Raw genomic sequence first — 17,113 nt, 5'->3', positions numbered from 1 at the left:
TTCACGTGGCGTCGCCCTCGATCAGCTGCGCACGGGCGGTCAGCTCCTCGGAGAGCCGCAGCGCGGTCGGAGCCTCCAAGCCGTCGATCCTGAGCGGGCCGGCGGCGGAGGCGGTGGTCACGGTGATGCTGGCGAGCCCGAGGACCCGGTCCAGGACCCCCTGCTCGAAGTCGACCGTCTGGACGCGCGACATCGGCGCGATCCGCCGTTCCCGGGTCCACCAGCCGCGCTGGGTGTAGACGGCCGAGGCGGTCGCCTCCCACCGGTGCACGCGGTAGCGCCACTGCGGCACCACCGCGACCGCCAGCGCCCCCAGGGCGGCGACGGTGGCCGGGACGATCCAGGTCCAGGGCGCGGTGAGCCAGATGGTGGCCACGACGAGGGCGGCAACGGTGGCCAGCGCGGCCTGCAGGGCCGTCGTGGCCAGCCACATCGTCCGGGCCCGGGGGCTGACCCGGTGGGCGGGGTCGCGCAGTTCGCTCACGGTGCGGAGCCTAGGGCGTCTCTCCCAAGCGGCGTCGTCGCGAACGTCGCGCAGCGTGCACGGGGGTGGGCGACGCGCCCTGGCGGCTCGGTGGACAAGCAGGCGGACCGCGGGCGTTCGCCCGCGGTCCGCGCTACTCGTGTCGGGGAGCTCAGTCCTTGAGCTCGCAGATCACCTGGCCGTTGGTGACGGTGGCACCGACCTCCGCGGTCAGGCCGGTGACGATGCCGGCCTTGTGCGCCTTGAGCGGCTGCTCCATCTTCATCGCCTCCATGACGACCACGACGTCGCCCTCGGCGACCTCCTGGCCCTCCTCGACGGCGACCTTGACGATGGTGCCCTGCATCGGACTCGCCACGGCGTCGCCGGAGGCGGTCGCGCCGGCCTTCTTGCCGGCCGCGCGCTTCGGCTTCTTCGCCCCGCCGCCGGCCGCGCCGGTGCCGATGCTGCCGAGGCCGCCCGGCAGGACGACCTCGAGTCGGCGGCCGCCGACCTCGACGGTGACCTTCTGGCGCTCCTCGGCCTCCTCGGCCTCGCCCGCCTCGCCGCCGAACGGCTCGATGTCGTTGACGAACTCGCTCTCGATCCAGGTGGTGTAGACGTCGAAGGAGCCCTCGCCGGTCTTGTTCGAGGAGCCGACGTACGCCGGCTCGTCGAGGACCTTCTCGAAGAAGGGGATGATCGTCGGCATGCCGTCGACGCGGAACTCGCTCAGCGCGCGCTTGGAGCGGGCGATCGCCTGGGTGCGGTCGGTGCCGCTGACGATCAGCTTGGCCACGAGGGAGTCGAACGAGCCGGGGATGGTCTCGCCCTTCTCGTAGCCGGAGTCCAGGCGGATGCCCGGGCCGCTCGGCGGGGCCCACTCGGTGAGGGTGCCCGGGGCCGGCATGAAGTTGCGGCCCGCGTCCTCGGCGTTGATCCGGTACTCGATCGCGTGACCCTTGATCTCCGGGTCGTCGTAGCCGAGCTCCTCGCCGGCCGCGATGCGGAACATCTCCTGCACCAGGTCGATGCCGGTGACCTCCTCGGAGACGCAGTGCTCGACCTGGAGGCGGGTGTTGACCTCGAGGAAGGAGATGGTGCCGTCGGCGGCGACCAGGAACTCGCAGGTGCCGGCGCCGACGTACCCGGCCTCCTTGAGGATCGCCTTCGAGGACGAGTAGAGGCGCTCGAGCTGCTCGTCGCTGAGGAACGGCGCGGGGGCCTCCTCGACGACCTTCTGGTGCCGGCGCTGCAGCGAGCAGTCGCGGGTCGAGACGACCACGACGTTGCCGTGCTGGTCGGCCAGGCACTGGGTCTCGACGTGGCGGGGGCGGTCGAGGAACTTCTCGACCAGGCACTCGCCGCGACCGAAGGCGCCGACGGCCTCGCGGGTGGCCGACTCGAAGAGCTCGGGGATCTCCTCGAGGGTGCGGGCGACCTTGAGGCCGCGGCCGCCGCCGCCGTACACGGCCTTGATGGCGACCGGCAGGCCGTACTCCTTGGCCAGGGCGACGACCTCGTCGGCGTCCTTGACCGGGTCCTTGGTGCCCGGCGCGAGCGGGGCGTTGGCCTTCACCGCGATGTGCTTGGCCTTGGCCTTGTCGCCGAGGGCGTCGATGGCCTCGGGCGAGGGGCCGATCCAGATCAGGCCCGCGTCGAGGACGGCCTGGGCGAACTGGGCGTTCTCGGCGAGGAAGCCGTAGCCCGGGTGCACCGAGTCGGCGCCGGAGCGCTGCGCGACGTCGATGATCTTGGCGATGTCGAGGTAGGAGTCCGCCGGCGTGGCGCCGTTGAGCGCGTAGGCCTCGTCGGCCAGACGGACGAAGAGCGCGTCCCGGTCGGGGTCGGCGTAGACGGCAACACTGCCGATGCCGGCATCCTTGCAGGCCCGAATGACACGGACCGCGATCTCACCGCGGTTGGCGATGAGCACCTTCTGCAGGGGCTGGGGCACGAAGACTCCTCCGACGTACGGGTGTGGTGGCAGGCGCTCCGGGCGCTGCGCGGCCGTGGACGCGCGAGCAGGGAGCACCGTGCCGGATTGTAGGACCTCCAACCGTCTGGCAGCCGCGCGGGACCAGGGAGCGGGCGACCGCGGTGGTTAACAATCGCTAACCGGATCGGTACGATGGGGGCATGACCGCCTTCGAGTTGTCCCGTGAGCACGAGGAGTTCCGCCGCAGCGTGCGGGAGTTCGCCGAGGCCGAGATCGCCCCCCACGTCGCCGGCTGGGACAAGGAGCACCACTTCCCGGTCGACGTCGTCCAGAAGATGGGCGGTCTCGGGCTGATGGGCCTGACCGCCCCCGAGGAGTACGGCGGCGCGGGCGAGGACGGCGACTTCACCTCGCTGTGCGTGGCGATCGAGGAGATCGGCCGGGTCGACCAGGCCCTCGGGATCACGCTGGAGGCCGCGGTCGGCCTCGGCATCAACCCGATCCTCACCTACGGCACCGACGCGCAGAAGGACACCTGGCTGCCCGACCTGGTCGCCGGCCGCACGCTCGCCGGCTTCGGCCTGACCGAGCCCGGCGCCGGCTCGGACGCCGGCGCGACCCGGACCCGCGCCGAGATCGACCCCGCCTCGGGGGAGTGGATCGTCAACGGCGGCAAGCAGTTCATCACCAACTCCGGCTCCTCGATCACGTCGGTGGTCACCGTGACCGCCCGCACCGGCACCCGAGCGGACGGCTCCCCGGAGATCTCGGCGATCATCGTGCCGGCCGGAACGCCCGGCTTCGTCGCCGAGCCGGCGTACGACAAGCTCGGCTGGAACATCTCCGACACCCACCCGCTGACCTTCACCGACGCCCGGGTGCCCGGCGAGAACCTGCTCGGCGACCGCGGCCGCGGCTACGCGCAGTTCCTGGCCACGCTCGACGACGGTCGCGTCGCGATCAGCGCGCTGGCGGTCGGCCTGATCCAGGCCTGCCTCGAGCAGTGCCTCACCTACGCCGGCGACCGGCAGACCTTCGGCGGCCCGATCGGCCGCAAGCAGGGCGTCGCGTTCCAGATCGCCGACCTCGAGGTCATGCTGCAGGCCTCGCGGCTGCTCACCTACAAGGCCGCCGCGATGAAGGACGCCATGCTGCGCGGCGACTCCTCGGCGCCGTCGGTCGGGGAGTTCAAGCGGGCCGCCTCGGTGGCCAAGCTCTACTCCTCGGAGTCCGCGGTCACCGCGACCCGGATCGCCACGCAGGTGTTCGGCGGGTACGGCTTCATGGAGGAGTACCCCGTGGCGCGGTTCTACCGCGACGCGAAGATCCTGGAGATCGGCGAGGGGACCTCCGAGGTGCAGCGGATGCTGATCGCGCGGGGGTTGGGGCTGCCGGTCGAGTGAGGGTGCAGGGATCACCGGTCCACCGGTGGTTCCTGCGCGTCTCGGGGGCTGCAACCCCCGAGACGCGCAAGGAAACCTCCAACTGCGGGACCGCCGGGATCCCTGAGGTCAGCCGGCCGCCGAGCCCGACCACAGGTCGGTCCAGGCCACCCCGAGCACGGCGGTCATCGTCCGCAGCAGCGGCAGGCTGACCCCGATCACGTTGTGGTGGTCGCCCTCGATGCCCTCGACGAACGCCCCGCCGAGGCCGTCGATGGTGAAGGCGCCGGCGACGTGCAGCGGCTCCCCGGTGGCGACGTACGCCGCGATCTCGGCGTCGGTGACCTCCGCGAACCGGACGGTGGTCGACGCCACCGCGGTGGCCACCTGGTCGGTGCCGGCCACCCGGAGGCAGTGCCCGGTGTGCAGCACCCCGGCACGTCCCCGCATCGCCCGCCACCGCGCCACCGCCTCCTCGGGCGACGCGGGCTTGCCGAGGGGCTCGCCGTCCAGCTCCAGCACCGAGTCGCAGCCGAGCACCAGCGCACCCGCCGCGACCTCGGGCAGCTCGGCGACCGCTCCGCACTTCAGCTCGGCGAGTCCGAGCGCCAGGGGTGCGGAGGCCAGCCCGTCCAGCACGGACTCGTCGACCCCGGACACGATCACGTGCGGGTCCAGGCCCGCCTGGCGGAGCACCTTGAGGCGGGCGGGGGAGGCGGAGGCGAGCACGAACGTCGGCACGGGCCGAGCCTACGCACCGGCGGCGCCCGGTCGCCGGCCACCGGGGTGGCACGCAGATTCCTGAAACTCGATGCAACCTTCCGTCCGCGCACGGTGTCGTGGGGGTGACCGCGACGACCGGCGCGGAGCCCGAGGGGGACAGGTGGACGAAGGAACGGGGAGTGCTCCCGACCCGATCCGGGTCTGTTTCGACGCCAGCTACCGGCGGCTCGTCGGCCAGCTGTACGGCGTCTGCGGCGACCTGAGCGAGGCCGAGGAGGCGGTGGCCGAGGCGTTCGTCCGGGCCGTCGACCGGCGGCGGACGTTCGAGCGGCTCGACAATCCCGAGGCATGGCTGCGCACGGTCGCGGTCAACGTCGCCCGCAGCCGCCACCGGCGCCGGGAGCTGGGCAACCGCCTCCTGCGCCGCACCGCTGATACCGCCGCCGACGGGCGCGGCGGCCTCAGCGACGACCGGATGGCGCTGGTCGCGGCGCTGCGCCGGCTGCCCGCCGGCCAGCGGGAGGCGCTGGCGCTGCACTACCTGGCCGACCTGCCGGTGGTGGAGGTGGCCGCGACGCTCGGCGTGGCCGAGGGCACCGTGAAGGCGCGCCTCAGCCGGGGCCGGGCGGCACTGGGGGCCCTGCTCGACGGGACCGATGGCGACCCGGTCGACCCGCGCCCCGACATGGTAGGAGGCACCCATGTCTGACCTCGACAGCCAGCTCGTCCAGGACGGGGGCGCGACCTCCGTCGAGGCGGCGTACGCGGCCCGCGTGCCGTCCTACGACGCGCTCCGGGCGCGCGGCGAAGGGCGGCGGGCCCGGCGGCGGGCCTCCGCTCTCGGCCTGGTCGCCGCGACCGTCGCCGGGGTGATCGGTCTCGCCCGGGTGCTGGCGGGTGGGCCGGTCGCGGAACCCCAGCCGGCCCCGACGCCCGGGCAGGACCGGGACGTGCACGCCACCGCGGAGATCGAGGTGCCCTACTGGTCGCGCGGCATCCTCCACGTGGGCGACGCGGCGATCGAGACACCGCTGCGTGACATCGTCTTCGCCTCCGGCACCACCGTGGTCGGGCGCGCCGGCAGCGAGCGCAGCGCCTGGTACCTGGTCCGCGGCGGCGAGCTCGAGCCGTTGGTCGCCGCGGACGCTTGGGTCGACGTCACCCTGGCCCCCGACGGGGCGGCGGTGGCCCTCCGCGAGCGGGTCGGGGACGGGCTCCGGCGGCTCTCCCTGTACGACGTCGCGGCCCGCGCCGAGATCGGCTCCGTCGACGTCCCCGTGGACGTCCAGTGCTGTGACCAAGCGGGGGAGCTGGTCGTGCACGGGGTCGACCTCCGGCACCGGGTCGTGTACACCACCGACAAGCCGTGGGTCTGGTCGCCGGGGGAGCCGCCGGTCGCGATCACCGGGGCCGAGGTCGGCTCGTTCCTCAGCCAGCCGTGGCCCGGCGGCACGATGATCCAGGGCGCCACATCCTTCGGCAGCGCCGGTGGCGTCTACGGCACGTTGTCCGACGACGGCGTGTTCGCCGCTGTCGGCGAGACCCCCACCGACCAGCAGGGCCTGTGGTCGCCGGCCGGTCATTACTTCGCCTACGACGACGGTGGCGGGCTCCGGGTCCAGCACCTCGACGGGACCGACGAGCCGCTACCGATGGACGACCGGGCTTCGTCCAAGGGTGGTTGGTGGAGGCCGATCGCCTGGTCCGGCGACGACCGGGTCTACGTCGGCGCGCCGGGCGGCCAGCTCGCCCGGTGCTCGGCGGTCACGCTGGCCTGCGAATCCTTCGATCCGCCCGTGGGGCGGGTCATCTGGACCGGTGGGTGGACCTGGTGACGGCGAGACCCAGCCAGTCGGCCAGGGCCTCGATCTCGGCGTCGACCCCGTCCGCGACCGACGGGGACCACGGCTCGTCCTGGTGCACGGCGTGGACCCGCAGCACCCCGGCCTTGCGGTCCGCCTTCGCGTCGAGCTTCCCGATGAGCCGGTCCCCGGCCAGGATCGGCAGCGCGAAGTAGCCCCACCGACGCTTCGCCGCCGGCTTGTACATCTCCAGCACGTACTCGTAGCCGAACAGCTCCAGCGACCGCGCCCGGTCGTAGACGAGCCGGTCGAAGGGGGAGAGCAGCGCGGTGCGGCCGAGGAACGGCTCGCCGGGGTCGTCGAGCGCGTCGAGGGCGTCGGGGTCGGCGAACCACTCGCCGCCCAGGCCGTCCACGACGCAGCGCACCCCGAGCCCACCGGTGCCCAGCTCCTCCCCGTTCGCGGCGGACCGCTCGCGCGCGATGCCGGTGGCCGTCAGCCGCCGGCGGTCCAGCTCGGCCCGCGCCTCGTCGTACGACGGCACGACGAGGTCCGTGGGATAGACCCGCTCGGGCAGGTCCCACGTCCGCAGCCGTCCATGGCGGCCGCTGACCGCGACCTGCCCGGTCCGGCAGAGAAGGTCCAGCAGCCGGTTGACGTTCTTCGCGTCGTTCCACCCCGAGGACTCCCAGGGCTCCTGGCAGGTGTCGGGGATGACCGCGGCGGTCAACGGCCCCTCGTCGGCCAGCAGCGCGAGCACGTCGGCGCGGAAGCCGGCGTTGGCCGCCAGCCACCCGCGGGCCCGCGGGTGGACGATGTCGTCCTGGGTGGCCAGCAGCAGCCCGATGTCGGCCATCGGGCGGACGAACGAGACGTGCTCGGCCAGGGAGCGCTCCTCCTCCAGCGCGAACCGCAGGTCCGAGGCGGCGTACGTCTCCCCGAGGCGGCTCCACGAGACCAGGTCGACGTTGGGCGCGACCGCCGCGGTGGGGTCGACCTGGAGCCCGGTCAGGTGGTCGACGAGCGCGACCAGGGACTCCGGCCTCGGCTCGTCGAGCAGCTGCGCGCGGACCGCCACCTGCCGCGCCTCGGCGCGGCTCAGGCGGCGTGGCCCGGCACCCATCCCGCGTGCTGCTCGGGGGCGTCGCTCAGAGGCGGGCCAGCGCGGCCTTGAGCGGGTCCAGCCCCAGCGAGCCCAGGTTGAGCGCGTCGGTGTGGAACTGCTTGAGGTCGAACGCGTCGCCCTTGCGGGACCTGACCTCGTCGCGTGCCTGCAGCCAGATCCGCTCGCCGACCTTGTACGACGGCGCCTGGCCCGGCCAGCCGAGGTACCGGTTGACCTCGAACCGCAGCGACCCGTCGTCCATCCGGGAGTGGGCGCGCATGAACTCGTAGACCAGGTCGGCGTCCCAGGTCTCCCCGCCGCGCCAGCCGAACGGGTTGTCGGTCGGGATCGTGAGGCCGAGGTGGACGCCGATGTCGACGATCACCCGCGCGGCGCGGAACCCCTGCATGTCGAGGAAGCCGAGCCGGTCGCCCGGGTCGGCGAAGTAGCCGAGCTCGTCCATCAGCCGCTCCGAGTAGAGCGCCCAGCCCTCGCCGTGGCCGCTCACCCAGCACATCAGCCGCTGCCAGCGGTTCAGCAGGTCGGCCCGGTGCACGACCTGGGCGCACTGCAGGTGGTGGCCCGGGACGCCCTCGTGGAAGACGGTCGTGGTCTCCCGCCAGCTCGAGTAGATCTCGTGGTCGTCGGTGAAGGAGAACCACATCGTGCCGGGGCGCGAGAAGTCCTCCGAGGGCGGCGTGTACCAGGCGCCGCCGTCGTTGATCGGCGCCACCTTGCAGGCGATGGTGCGGATCGGCTCCGCGATGTCGAAGTGGACCCCGTCGAAGCTGGTCAGGATGTCGTCGGCCTTGGCCTGCATCCAGGCCTCGAACGCCTCGCGGCTGCCCAGGTCGCGGGCCGGGTCGGCGTCGAGCGCCCTCACCGCGTCGTCGATCGAGCCACCGGCGACGATCCGCCGCGCGGTCGCGGCCATGTCGTCCTCGATCCGCTTCAACTCCTCCCAGCCCCAGCGGTAGGTCTCCTCCAGGTCCACCTCGGCGCCGAGGAAGTAGCGGGAGGCGAGCGCGTAGTGGTCGCGCCCGACGCCGTCGACCTCGCGGCCCCGCGGGGCGAGCTCGGTCTCTGCGAAGCGCCCGAACTCCGCGCAGGCCGAGGAGGCCTGCGCGGCGGCGGAGGCGAGGCGGTCCCGCAGCGGCGCCGGGGCCGGGGCGACCAGGCTGGCGAAGAAGTCGCCGCCGGCGCCCTGCTGGCCGGTCCAGCCGCGGATCTGGTCGGCGACCTTCAGGTATTGGCGGCGCGCGGAGACGCGGCCGGCGTCCGCCTCGACGCCCAGGGTCGTCCGGTACCCGGCGAGCGCCGTCGGCATCGCCGCCAGCCGCTCGCCGAGCGCCTCCCACTGCTCCGTGGTCTCGGTCGGCATCAGGTCGAAGGCCTCGCGGATCTCGTGCAGCGCGCTGCTGATCACCGAGAGCTCGCTGCGGTCCACCCCCTGCTCCGCGCGCTCGACGGCGAGCCCGACCCGCTCGGCGAAGGCGTCCTGCGCGACCTGCTCGCGCTCGTCGGAGGCGGTCAGCGCGGCGACCTCGGCGAGCGCGCGCCGGTTCAGCTCGTCGCGGGCGTCGAACCCGTCGGGGGAGAGGTCCGGCAGCAGGTGGTCGCTGCCGGGGATCCCGGCGAACGTGGCGGCCACCGGATCGAGCGCGCAGACCTGCTCGACGTACTGATCGGCCCGGGCGTCGACTGGTCGCGTCATGCCGGTCAGCCTAGGCCGTGGCCCCGACACCGGAGGCGACCCGCCGGCGAGGCCCGGGCGGCCGCTCAGCGACGCCGTACGACGCGGAGCCGCTTCGTGGCGTGGGCGGCCTCGGTGGAGGCGTTGCCGCGGTAGGCCACGCGCAGCACCGGTCGGGACCTGCGCGGGGCGAGCCGGGGCAGGCGGATCGTGGCCACGCCGTCGTCGAGGCGGACGGTGCCCAGGCTCTGACCGCCGAAGCGGATCCGGACCCGCCCCGAGGCGGCCTGCAGCCCGTCGTCGCCGGTACGCCGAACGGCGACCCGCACCGTGGGGCGGGTCCAGGCCCGGGCCCGCCGCGGTGCCCGCAGCCGCACCCGCGCGGCCGCGACCTGCGCCGCGTCGAGGGTCTCGGCGCTGACGCCGGGGGCGCCGGCACCGCCGGTGCAGCTGCCGGTGACGGCGATCCGGTAGTCGCCGATGCTGCCGTAGTCGCTGTAGCCGGTGGCGGGCGTGGCGTACCCGACGCCGTCCACGCGGACGTAGTAGGAGGCGGAGGCCTCGGCGTCGGCCGCGACGCCGACCCGCGCGCCGAGCCCGGAGGCGACGGCGCTGTCGACCCGCGTCACCGCGGGGTCGTCGCTGTCCAGCACGGCTCCGGTCTCGTCGAGCAGGCTCAGCCGGAGGTCGAGGTTCGCGCCGGTCTCGGCGGGGGTCGCGGTCACCGCGACCGGCCCGGTGCACTCGCCCAGGGCGAACGTGTCGCGGTCCTGGCGCGTGGTGACGGTCCCGGTGCCGCCGCCCAGCGGCGCCGCGTCGGCGACGCCGGCCCCGGCCTCGTCGGCGCGCAGCCCGAGCTGGTCGGTGAGCAGGGCGACGTCGTCCTCGGCGTTGGTGGCGCCCGGGTAGTCGCCGTTGCTGAAGTGCGTGACCGGACGCAGGTACCCGGCGCCCATGATCGGGGCCCAGGCGCCGTGGCCGTCGTCGTAGGCGTCGTCGTCCTTGCCGTCGTGGCTCAGGCCGAGGGTGTGGCCCGCCTCGTGGGCGGCGGCGTCGGCGATGTACTTGGCGTTGTCCTGCAGCGGCCCGGTGAAGACCCAGCCGATGCGGTAGCCGTTGTTGGTGAGGTCGAAGATGTCGAGGTAGGCCAGCCCGCCGCAGACGGAGCAGAGCTGCTCCTGCGCTGCCGCGGACGGCGTGATCAGCATCCGTACGCCGTACACCTGGTCGCTGGAGCTGCTGCGGTCCAGGCCGGCGCTGCCCGGGTCCTCGGTGGTCACGTCGACGTCGAACGGCGCGAAGTCCTCGGCGACGCGGCGCCAGACGTCCTGGACCAGGGTGCGCTCGGCAGGGCTGAAGGCGGCGCCGTCGCCCGCCGGGTCCCAGGCCGGGTGCGTCGTCGCCGGCAGGCCGCTGGCGTTCCAGGCGGTGTCCGCGACCCGCTGGCCGTCGAAGTCCAGCAGGATGGTCCGCGCAGCGCCGGGGTTGCTGTGCAGGGCGAACGTCTCGCCCGGGCCGGCGACGGCCTGCGGCTGCGGCGCGGGCGCGGCGGCCTCGGCCGCGGAGAGCGCGCGCTCGGCGAAGCGGAGCCGACCCTCGTCGGTGACCTCGAGCGTCGGGTCCTCGTCGATCCGCTCGCGCAGCTCGCCGACCGAGAGGCCGGCGCGTCCGGCGGCGCGGGTCAGGGCCTCGGCGGCCGCGGAGTCACCCTGGGGGCGGGCGGCGCTGGGGCTCGCGGGCACCAGCAGGAAGGCGGCAGCCACCGCGCATCCGGCGGCCGCGCTCGTCCAGCGCTGCAATGTCACGTCCGTGCCCCTTCCCCATGGGTTCCGGGGGGAGGATCGGGTGCGGTACGCGCGGACTTGAGGGGGCGCCGGGAGGTGGGGTCGGTCGCGACGTGGCGCTGGTCAGAAAAGACCAGTCGCCCGGGACCAGGGTCCCGGGCGACTGTCGAGTCAGTGCTGCGTCACTGCGGCAGGCCGCTGGCGCGCCAGGCGCCTCGGCCGGCCGCGACGCCCGCGCCCGCCGTACGGCGGACCTGGCGGGCCGGGGAGGCCCACAGCGAGCGCGGCGGGGCCGGCTGCTCCGGTGCGCCGCCGAGGGAGGCGAAGACCGCCACCAGGGCGGCGATCTCCTCCGGGGTCGCGTCCGGGTTGACCACCCGCAGCACCGGGGGTGCCGCGGGGGTCGCCTCGGGTGCTGCCTGCTCCCCGGTCACAGCGGGATGTTCCCGTGCTTCTTGGGCGGCAGGGTCTCCCGCTTCGTGCGCAGCAGGCGCAGCGCGCGGACGACCTCGACCCGGGTCTCGTGGGGCTGGATCACCGCGTCCACGTAGCCGCGCTCCGCGGCGATGTAGGGGTTGGCCAGCGTGGTCTCGTACTCGTCGATCAGCTCGGCCCGCTTCGCCTCGACGTCGCCGCCCTCGGCCTCGACCGCGGCCAGCGTCTTGCGGTGCACGATGTTGGCCGCGCCCTGGGCGCCCATCACCGCGATCTGCGCCGTCGGCCAGGCCAGGTTGATGTCGGCGCCGAGGTGCTTGGACCCCATCACGTCGTACGCGCCGCCGTAGGCCTTGCGGGTGATGATCGTGACCAGCGGGACCGTCGCCTCGGCGTAGGCGTAGATCAGCTTGGCGCCGCGGCGGATGATGCCGGTCCACTCCTGGTCGGTGCCGGGCAGGAAGCCGGGCACGTCGACGAAGGTCAGCACCGGGACGTTGAACGCGTCGCAGAAGCGCACGAAGCGTGCGGCCTTCTCCGAGGCGTCGATGTCGAGCGTGCCGGCGAACTGCATCGGCTGGTTCGCGACGACGCCGACGGTTCGGCCCTCGACGCGGCCGAAGCCGACGATGATGTTCGGCGCGAACAGCTCCTGGACCTCGAGGAAGTCCTCGTCGTCGAGCACGGTGGTGATCACGTCGTGCATGTCGTAGGGCTGGTTCGGCGAGTCCGGGATGATCGCGTCCAGCGCCCGGTCGAGGTCGCTGACCGCCGTGTCGGCCACGTCGTCGAAGGACGGCGCCTCGTCGAGGTTGTTCTGCGGCAGGAAGCTGAGCAGCGCCTTGACGTACTCGATCGCGTCCTCCTCGTCGGAGGCCATGTAGTGCGCGTTGCCCGACTTGGTGTTGTGGGTGCGCGCGCCGCCGAGGTCCTCCATCGAGACGTCCTCGCCGGTGACGGTCTTGATCACGTCGGGGCCGGTGATGAACATCGCCGACGTCTGGTCGACCATGATCGTGAAGTCGGTGACCGCGGGGGAGTAGACGTGGCCGCCCGCGCAGTTGCCCATGATCAGGCTGATCTGCGGGATCACGCCGGAGGCGTGCACGTTGCGCCTGAAGATCTCGCCGTACAGGCCGAGCGAGACCACGCCCTCCTGGATCCGGGCGCCGGCACCCTCGTTGATGCCGATGATCGGGGAGCCGGTCTTGATCGCCAGGTCCATGACCTTGGTGATCTTCTCGCCGTAGACCTCGCCCAGCGATCCACCGAAGACGGTGAAGTCTTGGGAGAACACGCAGACCTGGCGGCCGTTGACGGTGCCGTAGCCGGTCACCACGCCGTCGCCGTAGGGGCGGTTCTTCTCCAGGCCGAACGCCGTCGAACGGTGCCGGGCCAGCTCGTCGAGCTCCACGAAGGAGCCCTCGTCGAAGAGCATCTCGATCCGCTCGCGAGCCGTCTGGCGACCCTTGGCGTGCTGCTTCTCCACGGCCTTGTCCGACCCGGCGTGGACCGCCTCGTCGATGCGGCGTTCGAGGTCGGCGAGCTTGCCGGCGGTGGTGTGGATGTCGATCTCGGGAGCGTTCCCGGTCGCTTCGGGCTGGGCGGTCACTTGGCCTCCTTCAAGGTCGTGCGACAGGGTAGTCCCCGTGACCGACGACCCGACCCGGCGCCCACCCTTCGAGGCTGCGGCCCTGGTCGCGGCGTTCGCGGAGCACCCCGACCTGGTGGTCGAGCTGCTGGAGCAGGCGCCGTCCACCAACGCGCTGGCGGCCGCCCGCGCGCGGGAGGGGGCCCCGGACGGGCTGCTGGTGGTCGCCGACCACCAGTCGGCGGGGCGCGGACGTCTGGACCGCACCTGGCAGACGCCACCCGGCGCAGCGGTCACCTTCTCGCTGGTGCTGCGCCCGTCGGTGCCCCCGGGCCAGTGGCCGTGGCTGCCCCTGCTGGTCGGTCACAACGTGGCCAAGGCCCTGCTCCGCCTCGGGTACGACGCGGCGGTCAAGTGGCCCAACGACGTGCTCGTCGGCGGCCTCAAGGTCGCCGGCATCCTGGTCGAGCGGGTCGAGACGCCGCAGGGCCCGGCGGCCGTCGTCGGCGTGGGGATCAACGTCGCCACCACCGCCGAGGAGCTGCCGGTGGAGACCGCGACGAGCCTCGCGCTCGCCGACTGCACGCGAGCCGCCGGCGCCCCGGGGCGCACCGAGGTGCTGGTCGCGGTGGCCACGGCGATCCGTGAGGCGTTCGACGCCTGGCAGGCCGGTGGGGAGGAGGCCACGGCGCGGCTGCGCACCTCCTACGCGGCGCACTGCGCGACGGTCGGCCAGGACGTCCGGGTCGAGCTGCCCGGCGGCGGGGTGCTGGTCGGCACCGCCGTGGACGTCGACCCCGACGGCCGACTGGTCGTGGAGACCTCCGCCGGTCGGGAGCGGGTCGGGGCCGGCGACGTGGTGCACGTCCGCCGCCACGGCTGACACGGTCCGAGGCCGGGCGCCCGCCCGCTCGCCCGCCGCCGGCCGATCGTGCCGCTCGGCGCGGAGTCGGCGTGATTGGCGCGCTTTCCTTCCTCGCGGTGGGATGATCTGCACCGTGGCGATCTCGAAGAAGCTGCTGAACCCCGGCGAACGGCTGTTGATCAGCACCCGCCAGCACCCCAAGGCCCTGATCGGGCCCGTGCTGGTGGCGGTGCTGCTGCTCGCCGTCGGCATCTTCGTCCAGGTCCGCGCCGACCAGGAGTGGCTGACGCTGACCGTGTGGGTGCTCTGCCTGCTCGGCATCCTGTGGTGGTCGGTGCGTCCGTTCCTGGCCTGGCTGAGCACCGTGCACGCGTTCACCGATCGCCGCCTGATCACCCGCCGCGGCATCATCACCCGCCGTGGCCACGACATCCCGCTGGCCCGGATCAGCGACGTCTCGATCGAGATCCACCTGCTCGACCGTCCGTTCAGCTGCGGCAGCCTCCTGATCGCCGACGCCTCCACCCACGGCCTGGTCCGGCTCAACGACATCCCCGACGTCGAGGCGACGCAGCGCCAGCTCAACGAGCTCCTCCACCAGCTGCACACCGGTCGCGGCGGCTCCGAGGGCGTGTGAGCAGTGAGCACGACGTCCGGGACGGCGGAGGGCGCGCGGTGACGGCGGACCTGCCGCGTCCGACGCCGCAGGAGATCGACCTCACCTTCCTCGGGTCCGTTCCGACGTACACCGCCGCGGAGGTCGCCGAGCGCGCCGGGATGTCGCTGGAGCAGGCCCGGCGAATCTGGCGCACCCTCGGCTTCCCCGACCGCGGCGAGGAGGTCGCCTACACCGACGCCGACGTGGCAGCGCTGTCGGTGCTCGGCGACGTGATCGGCGAGGGACTGCTCGACCTGGACATGGCGCTCAACGTCGCCCGCGGCGTGGGGCTGAGCATGGCGCGGCTCGCGGACTGGGAGGTGGGCGCGCTGACGCAGCGCGCCGACGACCTCTTCCGGGAGAGCCCGGAGGTCGCCGAGGGGGAGACGCCGAGCTCGCTGATGTTCGGCCAGTACGGCGCCCGCTTCGAGCTGCTGATGTCGTACGCCTGGCGCCGCCACCTGGCGGCCGCGGTGGCCCGGATGGAGGCGACCCGCGACCTGCGCCTGCAGCCCGGCACCACGCACCTCACCGTCGGCTTCGCCGACATCGTCGGCTTCACCGCCCTGTCCAACGAGGCCACGCGGCAGGAGATCGGCGACCTCGTCGAGCTCTTCGAGTCCCGCTGCGCTGACGTGATCGGCAGCAACCACGGCCGGCTGATCAAGTCGATGGGCGACGCGGTGCTGTTCGTCAACGACGAGCCGCTGCGGGCCTTCGCGACCGCCGAGGGGATCATCAACGTGATCGGGCGCGACAAGCGGATGCCGGACGTCCGGGTCGGGCTGGCCACGGGATCGGTGGTGCTGCGCCTGGGTGACGTCTTCGGACCGCCCGTGAACCTGGCCTCGCGGCTGACCGCGGTCGCCCGCCGCAACCGGATCATCGTGGACCACGCCACCGCCGGCGCGCTGCCCCGCGACCAGGTCGAGTCGCGGCCGCTGCCGCCGCGCCCGGTCCGCGGCTTCGGGGTCGTCGAGCCGGTCGCCGTACGGCGTACCTGAGGGCGCCACACGCCGGGTCGGCGGTCGCTCCGTCGCGGTGCCCGGGGTGCCCCGCGGCGCCCGGGACCCGGTCCCGGGGCTGCTGACGCATCGGACGATTTTGTCCAAACCTCCCGCGTGCGCGGGTCCGGATGCCTACCTTGTCGGTTGTGATCGAGGTCCAGGACGTCCGGCTCGACCCGGTGGCGCGCCGTGCATGGCGGGCCGGCCGGGAGGTCGAGCTGTCGCGCAAGGAGTTCGACCTGCTGCAGGCGCTGATCGAGCGCGCCGGTGACGTGGTCACCCGCGAGGAGCTGATGCGCGAGGTGTGGCAGGTGAACTTCTGGACCTCCTCGAAGACCATCGACGTGCACCTGGGGTGGGTCCGCCGCAAGCTGGGTGACAACACCCGCGACCCGCGTCTGATCACCACGGTCCGGGGGCGCGGTCTGCGCTTCGAGGTGACCGAGGGCCTCGATCATGGCGCGGAGGCCGCGGTCTAGTAGCGTCTCCGGGCGTGCCCGAGCATGCCCCCCGCGTCGCCGTGATCGGCGGCGGACAACTCGCCCGGATGATGGCTCAGCCCGCGGTCGCCCTCGGCGTGCCGCTGCGGCTCCTGGCAGAGGCCGAGGGGGTCAGCGCCGCCCAGGTGATCGGCGACCACGAGGTGGGTGACTACCGCGACCTCGACGCGCTGCTGCGGATCACCGACGGCTGCGCCGCGGTCACCTTCGACCACGAGCACGTGCCGACCGAGCACCTGCACGCGCTGGAGGACTCCGGGCTCGCGGTGCACCCCGGGCCGGAGGCGCTCGTGCACGCCCAGGACAAGATCGTGATGCGCGAGGCGATGACGCGGCTCGGCGCCCCGCAGCCGCGCTGGGCGCAGGTCGCCACCCACGCCGACGTCGAGGAGTTCGGACTGCCCTGCGTGCTCAAGGTGAGCCGCGGCGGCTACGACGGCAAGGGCGTGTGGGTGGTCCGCACGGTCGACGACATCGACGAGCCGTTGGCCGCGGCCGAGCGCACCGGCGTGCGGCTGCTGGCCGAGGAGCTCGTCGACTTCAGCCGCGAGCTCTCCGCGCTGGTGGCCCGCGCGCCCAGCGGTCAGGCGGCGGCGTACCCGGTGGCGGCGTCGCTCCAGGTCGACGGCGTGTGCAACGAGGTGATCGCCCCCGCGCCGGACCTGGCCCCCGAGCTGGCCGCGCAGGCCCAGCAGCTGGCGCTGCGGATCGCCGGCGAGCTCGGCGTCACCGGCATCCTCGCCGTCGAGCTGTTCGAGGCCCGGGACGCCGCGGGCGAGACCGTGGTGCTGGTCAACGAGCTGGCCATGCGCCCGCACAACACCGGCCACTGGACCCAGGACGGCGCGGTCACCTCGCAGTTCGAGAACCACCTGCGCGCGGTGCTCGACCTGCCCCTGGGCTCGCCCGAGCCGCGGGCGACCTGGTCGGTGATGGTGAACATCCTCGGGGGCGACAACCCCGACGTGGGGCGGCTCTACGACGGCTACCCGCACGCGCTGGCCCGCGACCCGCGGCTGCGGGTGCACCTGTACGGCAAGGACCTGCGCCCCGGGCGCAAGGTCGGCCACGTGAACGTCTACGGCGAGGACCTCGAGGACTGCCTGGAGCGGGCGCGGCACGCGGCTGCCTGGTTCCGCGGCGACCTCGGCAACCACAGCGAGTAG

16 protein-coding genes are annotated in these 17,113 nt (G+C 73.5%); 8 read left to right on the top strand and 8 right to left on the bottom strand.

Annotation, left to right across the window (positions count from 1 at the left end; translation table 11 throughout):
* Nucleotide 1 precedes the first annotated feature (1 nt).
* Complete coding sequence (locus tag E8D34_RS10830; RefSeq protein WP_240771290.1) at nucleotides 2-484, bottom strand: PH domain-containing protein; 483 nt, start codon at nucleotides 482-484, stop codon at nucleotides 2-4.
* A gap of 151 nt (nucleotides 485-635) precedes the next feature.
* On the bottom strand, nucleotides 636-2,420 hold the full coding sequence (locus E8D34_RS10825) for a biotin carboxylase N-terminal domain-containing protein (RefSeq protein WP_136594653.1): 1,785 nt from the start codon (nucleotides 2,418-2,420) through the stop codon (nucleotides 636-638).
* 182 nt (nucleotides 2,421-2,602) lie between these two features.
* Here E8D34_RS10825 and E8D34_RS10820 point away from each other — a divergent pair, with 182 nt between their 5' ends.
* Nucleotides 2,603-3,805 (top strand): acyl-CoA dehydrogenase family protein, encoded by a 1,203-nt coding sequence (locus E8D34_RS10820; RefSeq protein WP_136594652.1) that lies wholly within the window; start codon nucleotides 2,603-2,605, stop codon nucleotides 3,803-3,805.
* 108 nt (nucleotides 3,806-3,913) lie between these two features.
* On the opposite strand, the gene E8D34_RS10815 is transcribed toward E8D34_RS10820, so the two are convergent.
* The gene (locus tag E8D34_RS10815) at nucleotides 3,914-4,525 is read right to left on the bottom strand and encodes a nucleoside triphosphate pyrophosphatase (protein ID WP_136594651.1); all 612 of its coding nucleotides are present in this window, start codon (nucleotides 4,523-4,525) and stop codon (nucleotides 3,914-3,916) included.
* 142 nt (nucleotides 4,526-4,667) lie between these two features.
* Between E8D34_RS10815 and E8D34_RS10810 the strand changes: the two genes are divergently transcribed.
* Complete coding sequence (locus E8D34_RS10810) at nucleotides 4,668-5,216, top strand: sigma-70 family RNA polymerase sigma factor (protein ID WP_240771289.1); 549 nt, start codon at nucleotides 4,668-4,670, stop codon at nucleotides 5,214-5,216.
* Entirely contained in the window at nucleotides 5,209-6,342 is a 1,134-nt protein-coding gene (locus E8D34_RS10805) for a hypothetical protein (RefSeq protein WP_136594649.1), read from the top strand. Before E8D34_RS10810 ends, E8D34_RS10805 begins: the two co-directional genes overlap by 8 nt.
* On the opposite strand, the gene E8D34_RS10800 is transcribed toward E8D34_RS10805, so the two are convergent.
* The 5 genes from E8D34_RS10800 to E8D34_RS10780 form a co-directional block, all read right to left on the bottom strand.
* Nucleotides 6,314-7,432 carry a crosslink repair DNA glycosylase YcaQ family protein gene (locus tag E8D34_RS10800; protein ID WP_136594648.1) on the bottom strand — a complete coding sequence of 373 codons (1,119 nt, stop codon included), beginning with the start codon at nucleotides 7,430-7,432 and terminating at the stop codon, nucleotides 6,314-6,316. The two genes, E8D34_RS10805 and E8D34_RS10800, sit on opposite strands and share 29 nt — an antisense overlap.
* A 25-nt stretch (nucleotides 7,433-7,457) precedes the next feature.
* A complete protein-coding gene (locus tag E8D34_RS10795) occupies nucleotides 7,458-9,128 on the bottom strand; it encodes a DUF885 domain-containing protein (protein ID WP_136594647.1) in 1,671 nt (556 codons plus the stop codon).
* Between the two features lie 65 nt (nucleotides 9,129-9,193).
* Complete coding sequence (locus tag E8D34_RS10790) at nucleotides 9,194-10,912, bottom strand: hypothetical protein (RefSeq protein ID WP_136594646.1); 1,719 nt, start codon at nucleotides 10,910-10,912, stop codon at nucleotides 9,194-9,196.
* A 161-nt stretch (nucleotides 10,913-11,073) separates the two neighbouring features.
* Nucleotides 11,074-11,325, bottom strand: a complete 252-nt coding sequence (locus tag E8D34_RS21540; RefSeq protein ID WP_136594645.1) for an acyl-CoA carboxylase subunit epsilon — start codon at nucleotides 11,323-11,325, stop codon at nucleotides 11,074-11,076.
* The gene (locus E8D34_RS10780; protein WP_136594644.1) at nucleotides 11,322-12,938 is read right to left on the bottom strand and encodes an acyl-CoA carboxylase subunit beta; all 1,617 of its coding nucleotides are present in this window, start codon (nucleotides 12,936-12,938) and stop codon (nucleotides 11,322-11,324) included. The genes E8D34_RS21540 and E8D34_RS10780 overlap by 4 nt, the downstream gene beginning before the upstream one ends.
* Before the next feature lie 37 nt (nucleotides 12,939-12,975).
* Between E8D34_RS10780 and E8D34_RS10775 the strand changes: the two genes are divergently transcribed.
* The 5 genes from E8D34_RS10775 to E8D34_RS10755 all read left to right on the top strand — a co-directional run bounded on the left by E8D34_RS10775 (nucleotide 12,976) and on the right by E8D34_RS10755 (nucleotide 17,113).
* Nucleotides 12,976-13,800 carry a biotin--[acetyl-CoA-carboxylase] ligase gene (locus E8D34_RS10775; RefSeq protein ID WP_240771288.1) on the top strand — a complete coding sequence of 275 codons (825 nt, stop codon included), beginning with the start codon at nucleotides 12,976-12,978 and terminating at the stop codon, nucleotides 13,798-13,800.
* A 115-nt stretch (nucleotides 13,801-13,915) separates the two neighbouring features.
* Nucleotides 13,916-14,419 (top strand): PH domain-containing protein, encoded by a 504-nt coding sequence (locus E8D34_RS10770; RefSeq protein WP_136594642.1) that lies wholly within the window; start codon nucleotides 13,916-13,918, stop codon nucleotides 14,417-14,419.
* On the top strand, nucleotides 14,416-15,444 hold the full coding sequence (locus E8D34_RS10765; RefSeq protein ID WP_240771286.1) for an adenylate/guanylate cyclase domain-containing protein: 1,029 nt from the start codon (nucleotides 14,416-14,418) through the stop codon (nucleotides 15,442-15,444). The genes E8D34_RS10770 and E8D34_RS10765 overlap by 4 nt, the downstream gene beginning before the upstream one ends.
* Nucleotides 15,445-15,593: 149 nt before the next feature.
* A complete protein-coding gene (locus tag E8D34_RS10760; protein ID WP_136594641.1) occupies nucleotides 15,594-15,926 on the top strand; it encodes a winged helix-turn-helix domain-containing protein in 333 nt (110 codons plus the stop codon).
* A gap of 14 nt (nucleotides 15,927-15,940) precedes the next feature.
* Entirely contained in the window at nucleotides 15,941-17,113 is a 1,173-nt protein-coding gene (locus tag E8D34_RS10755; RefSeq protein WP_136594640.1) for a 5-(carboxyamino)imidazole ribonucleotide synthase, read from the top strand.

Source organism: Nocardioides sp. GY 10113 (genome assembly GCF_004919105.1).
Classification (GTDB): Bacteria; Actinomycetota; Actinomycetes; order Propionibacteriales; family Nocardioidaceae; genus Nocardioides.
The sequence above is the reverse complement of the archived record's forward strand: the minus strand, read 5'-3'. Positions and strand labels throughout refer to the sequence as shown.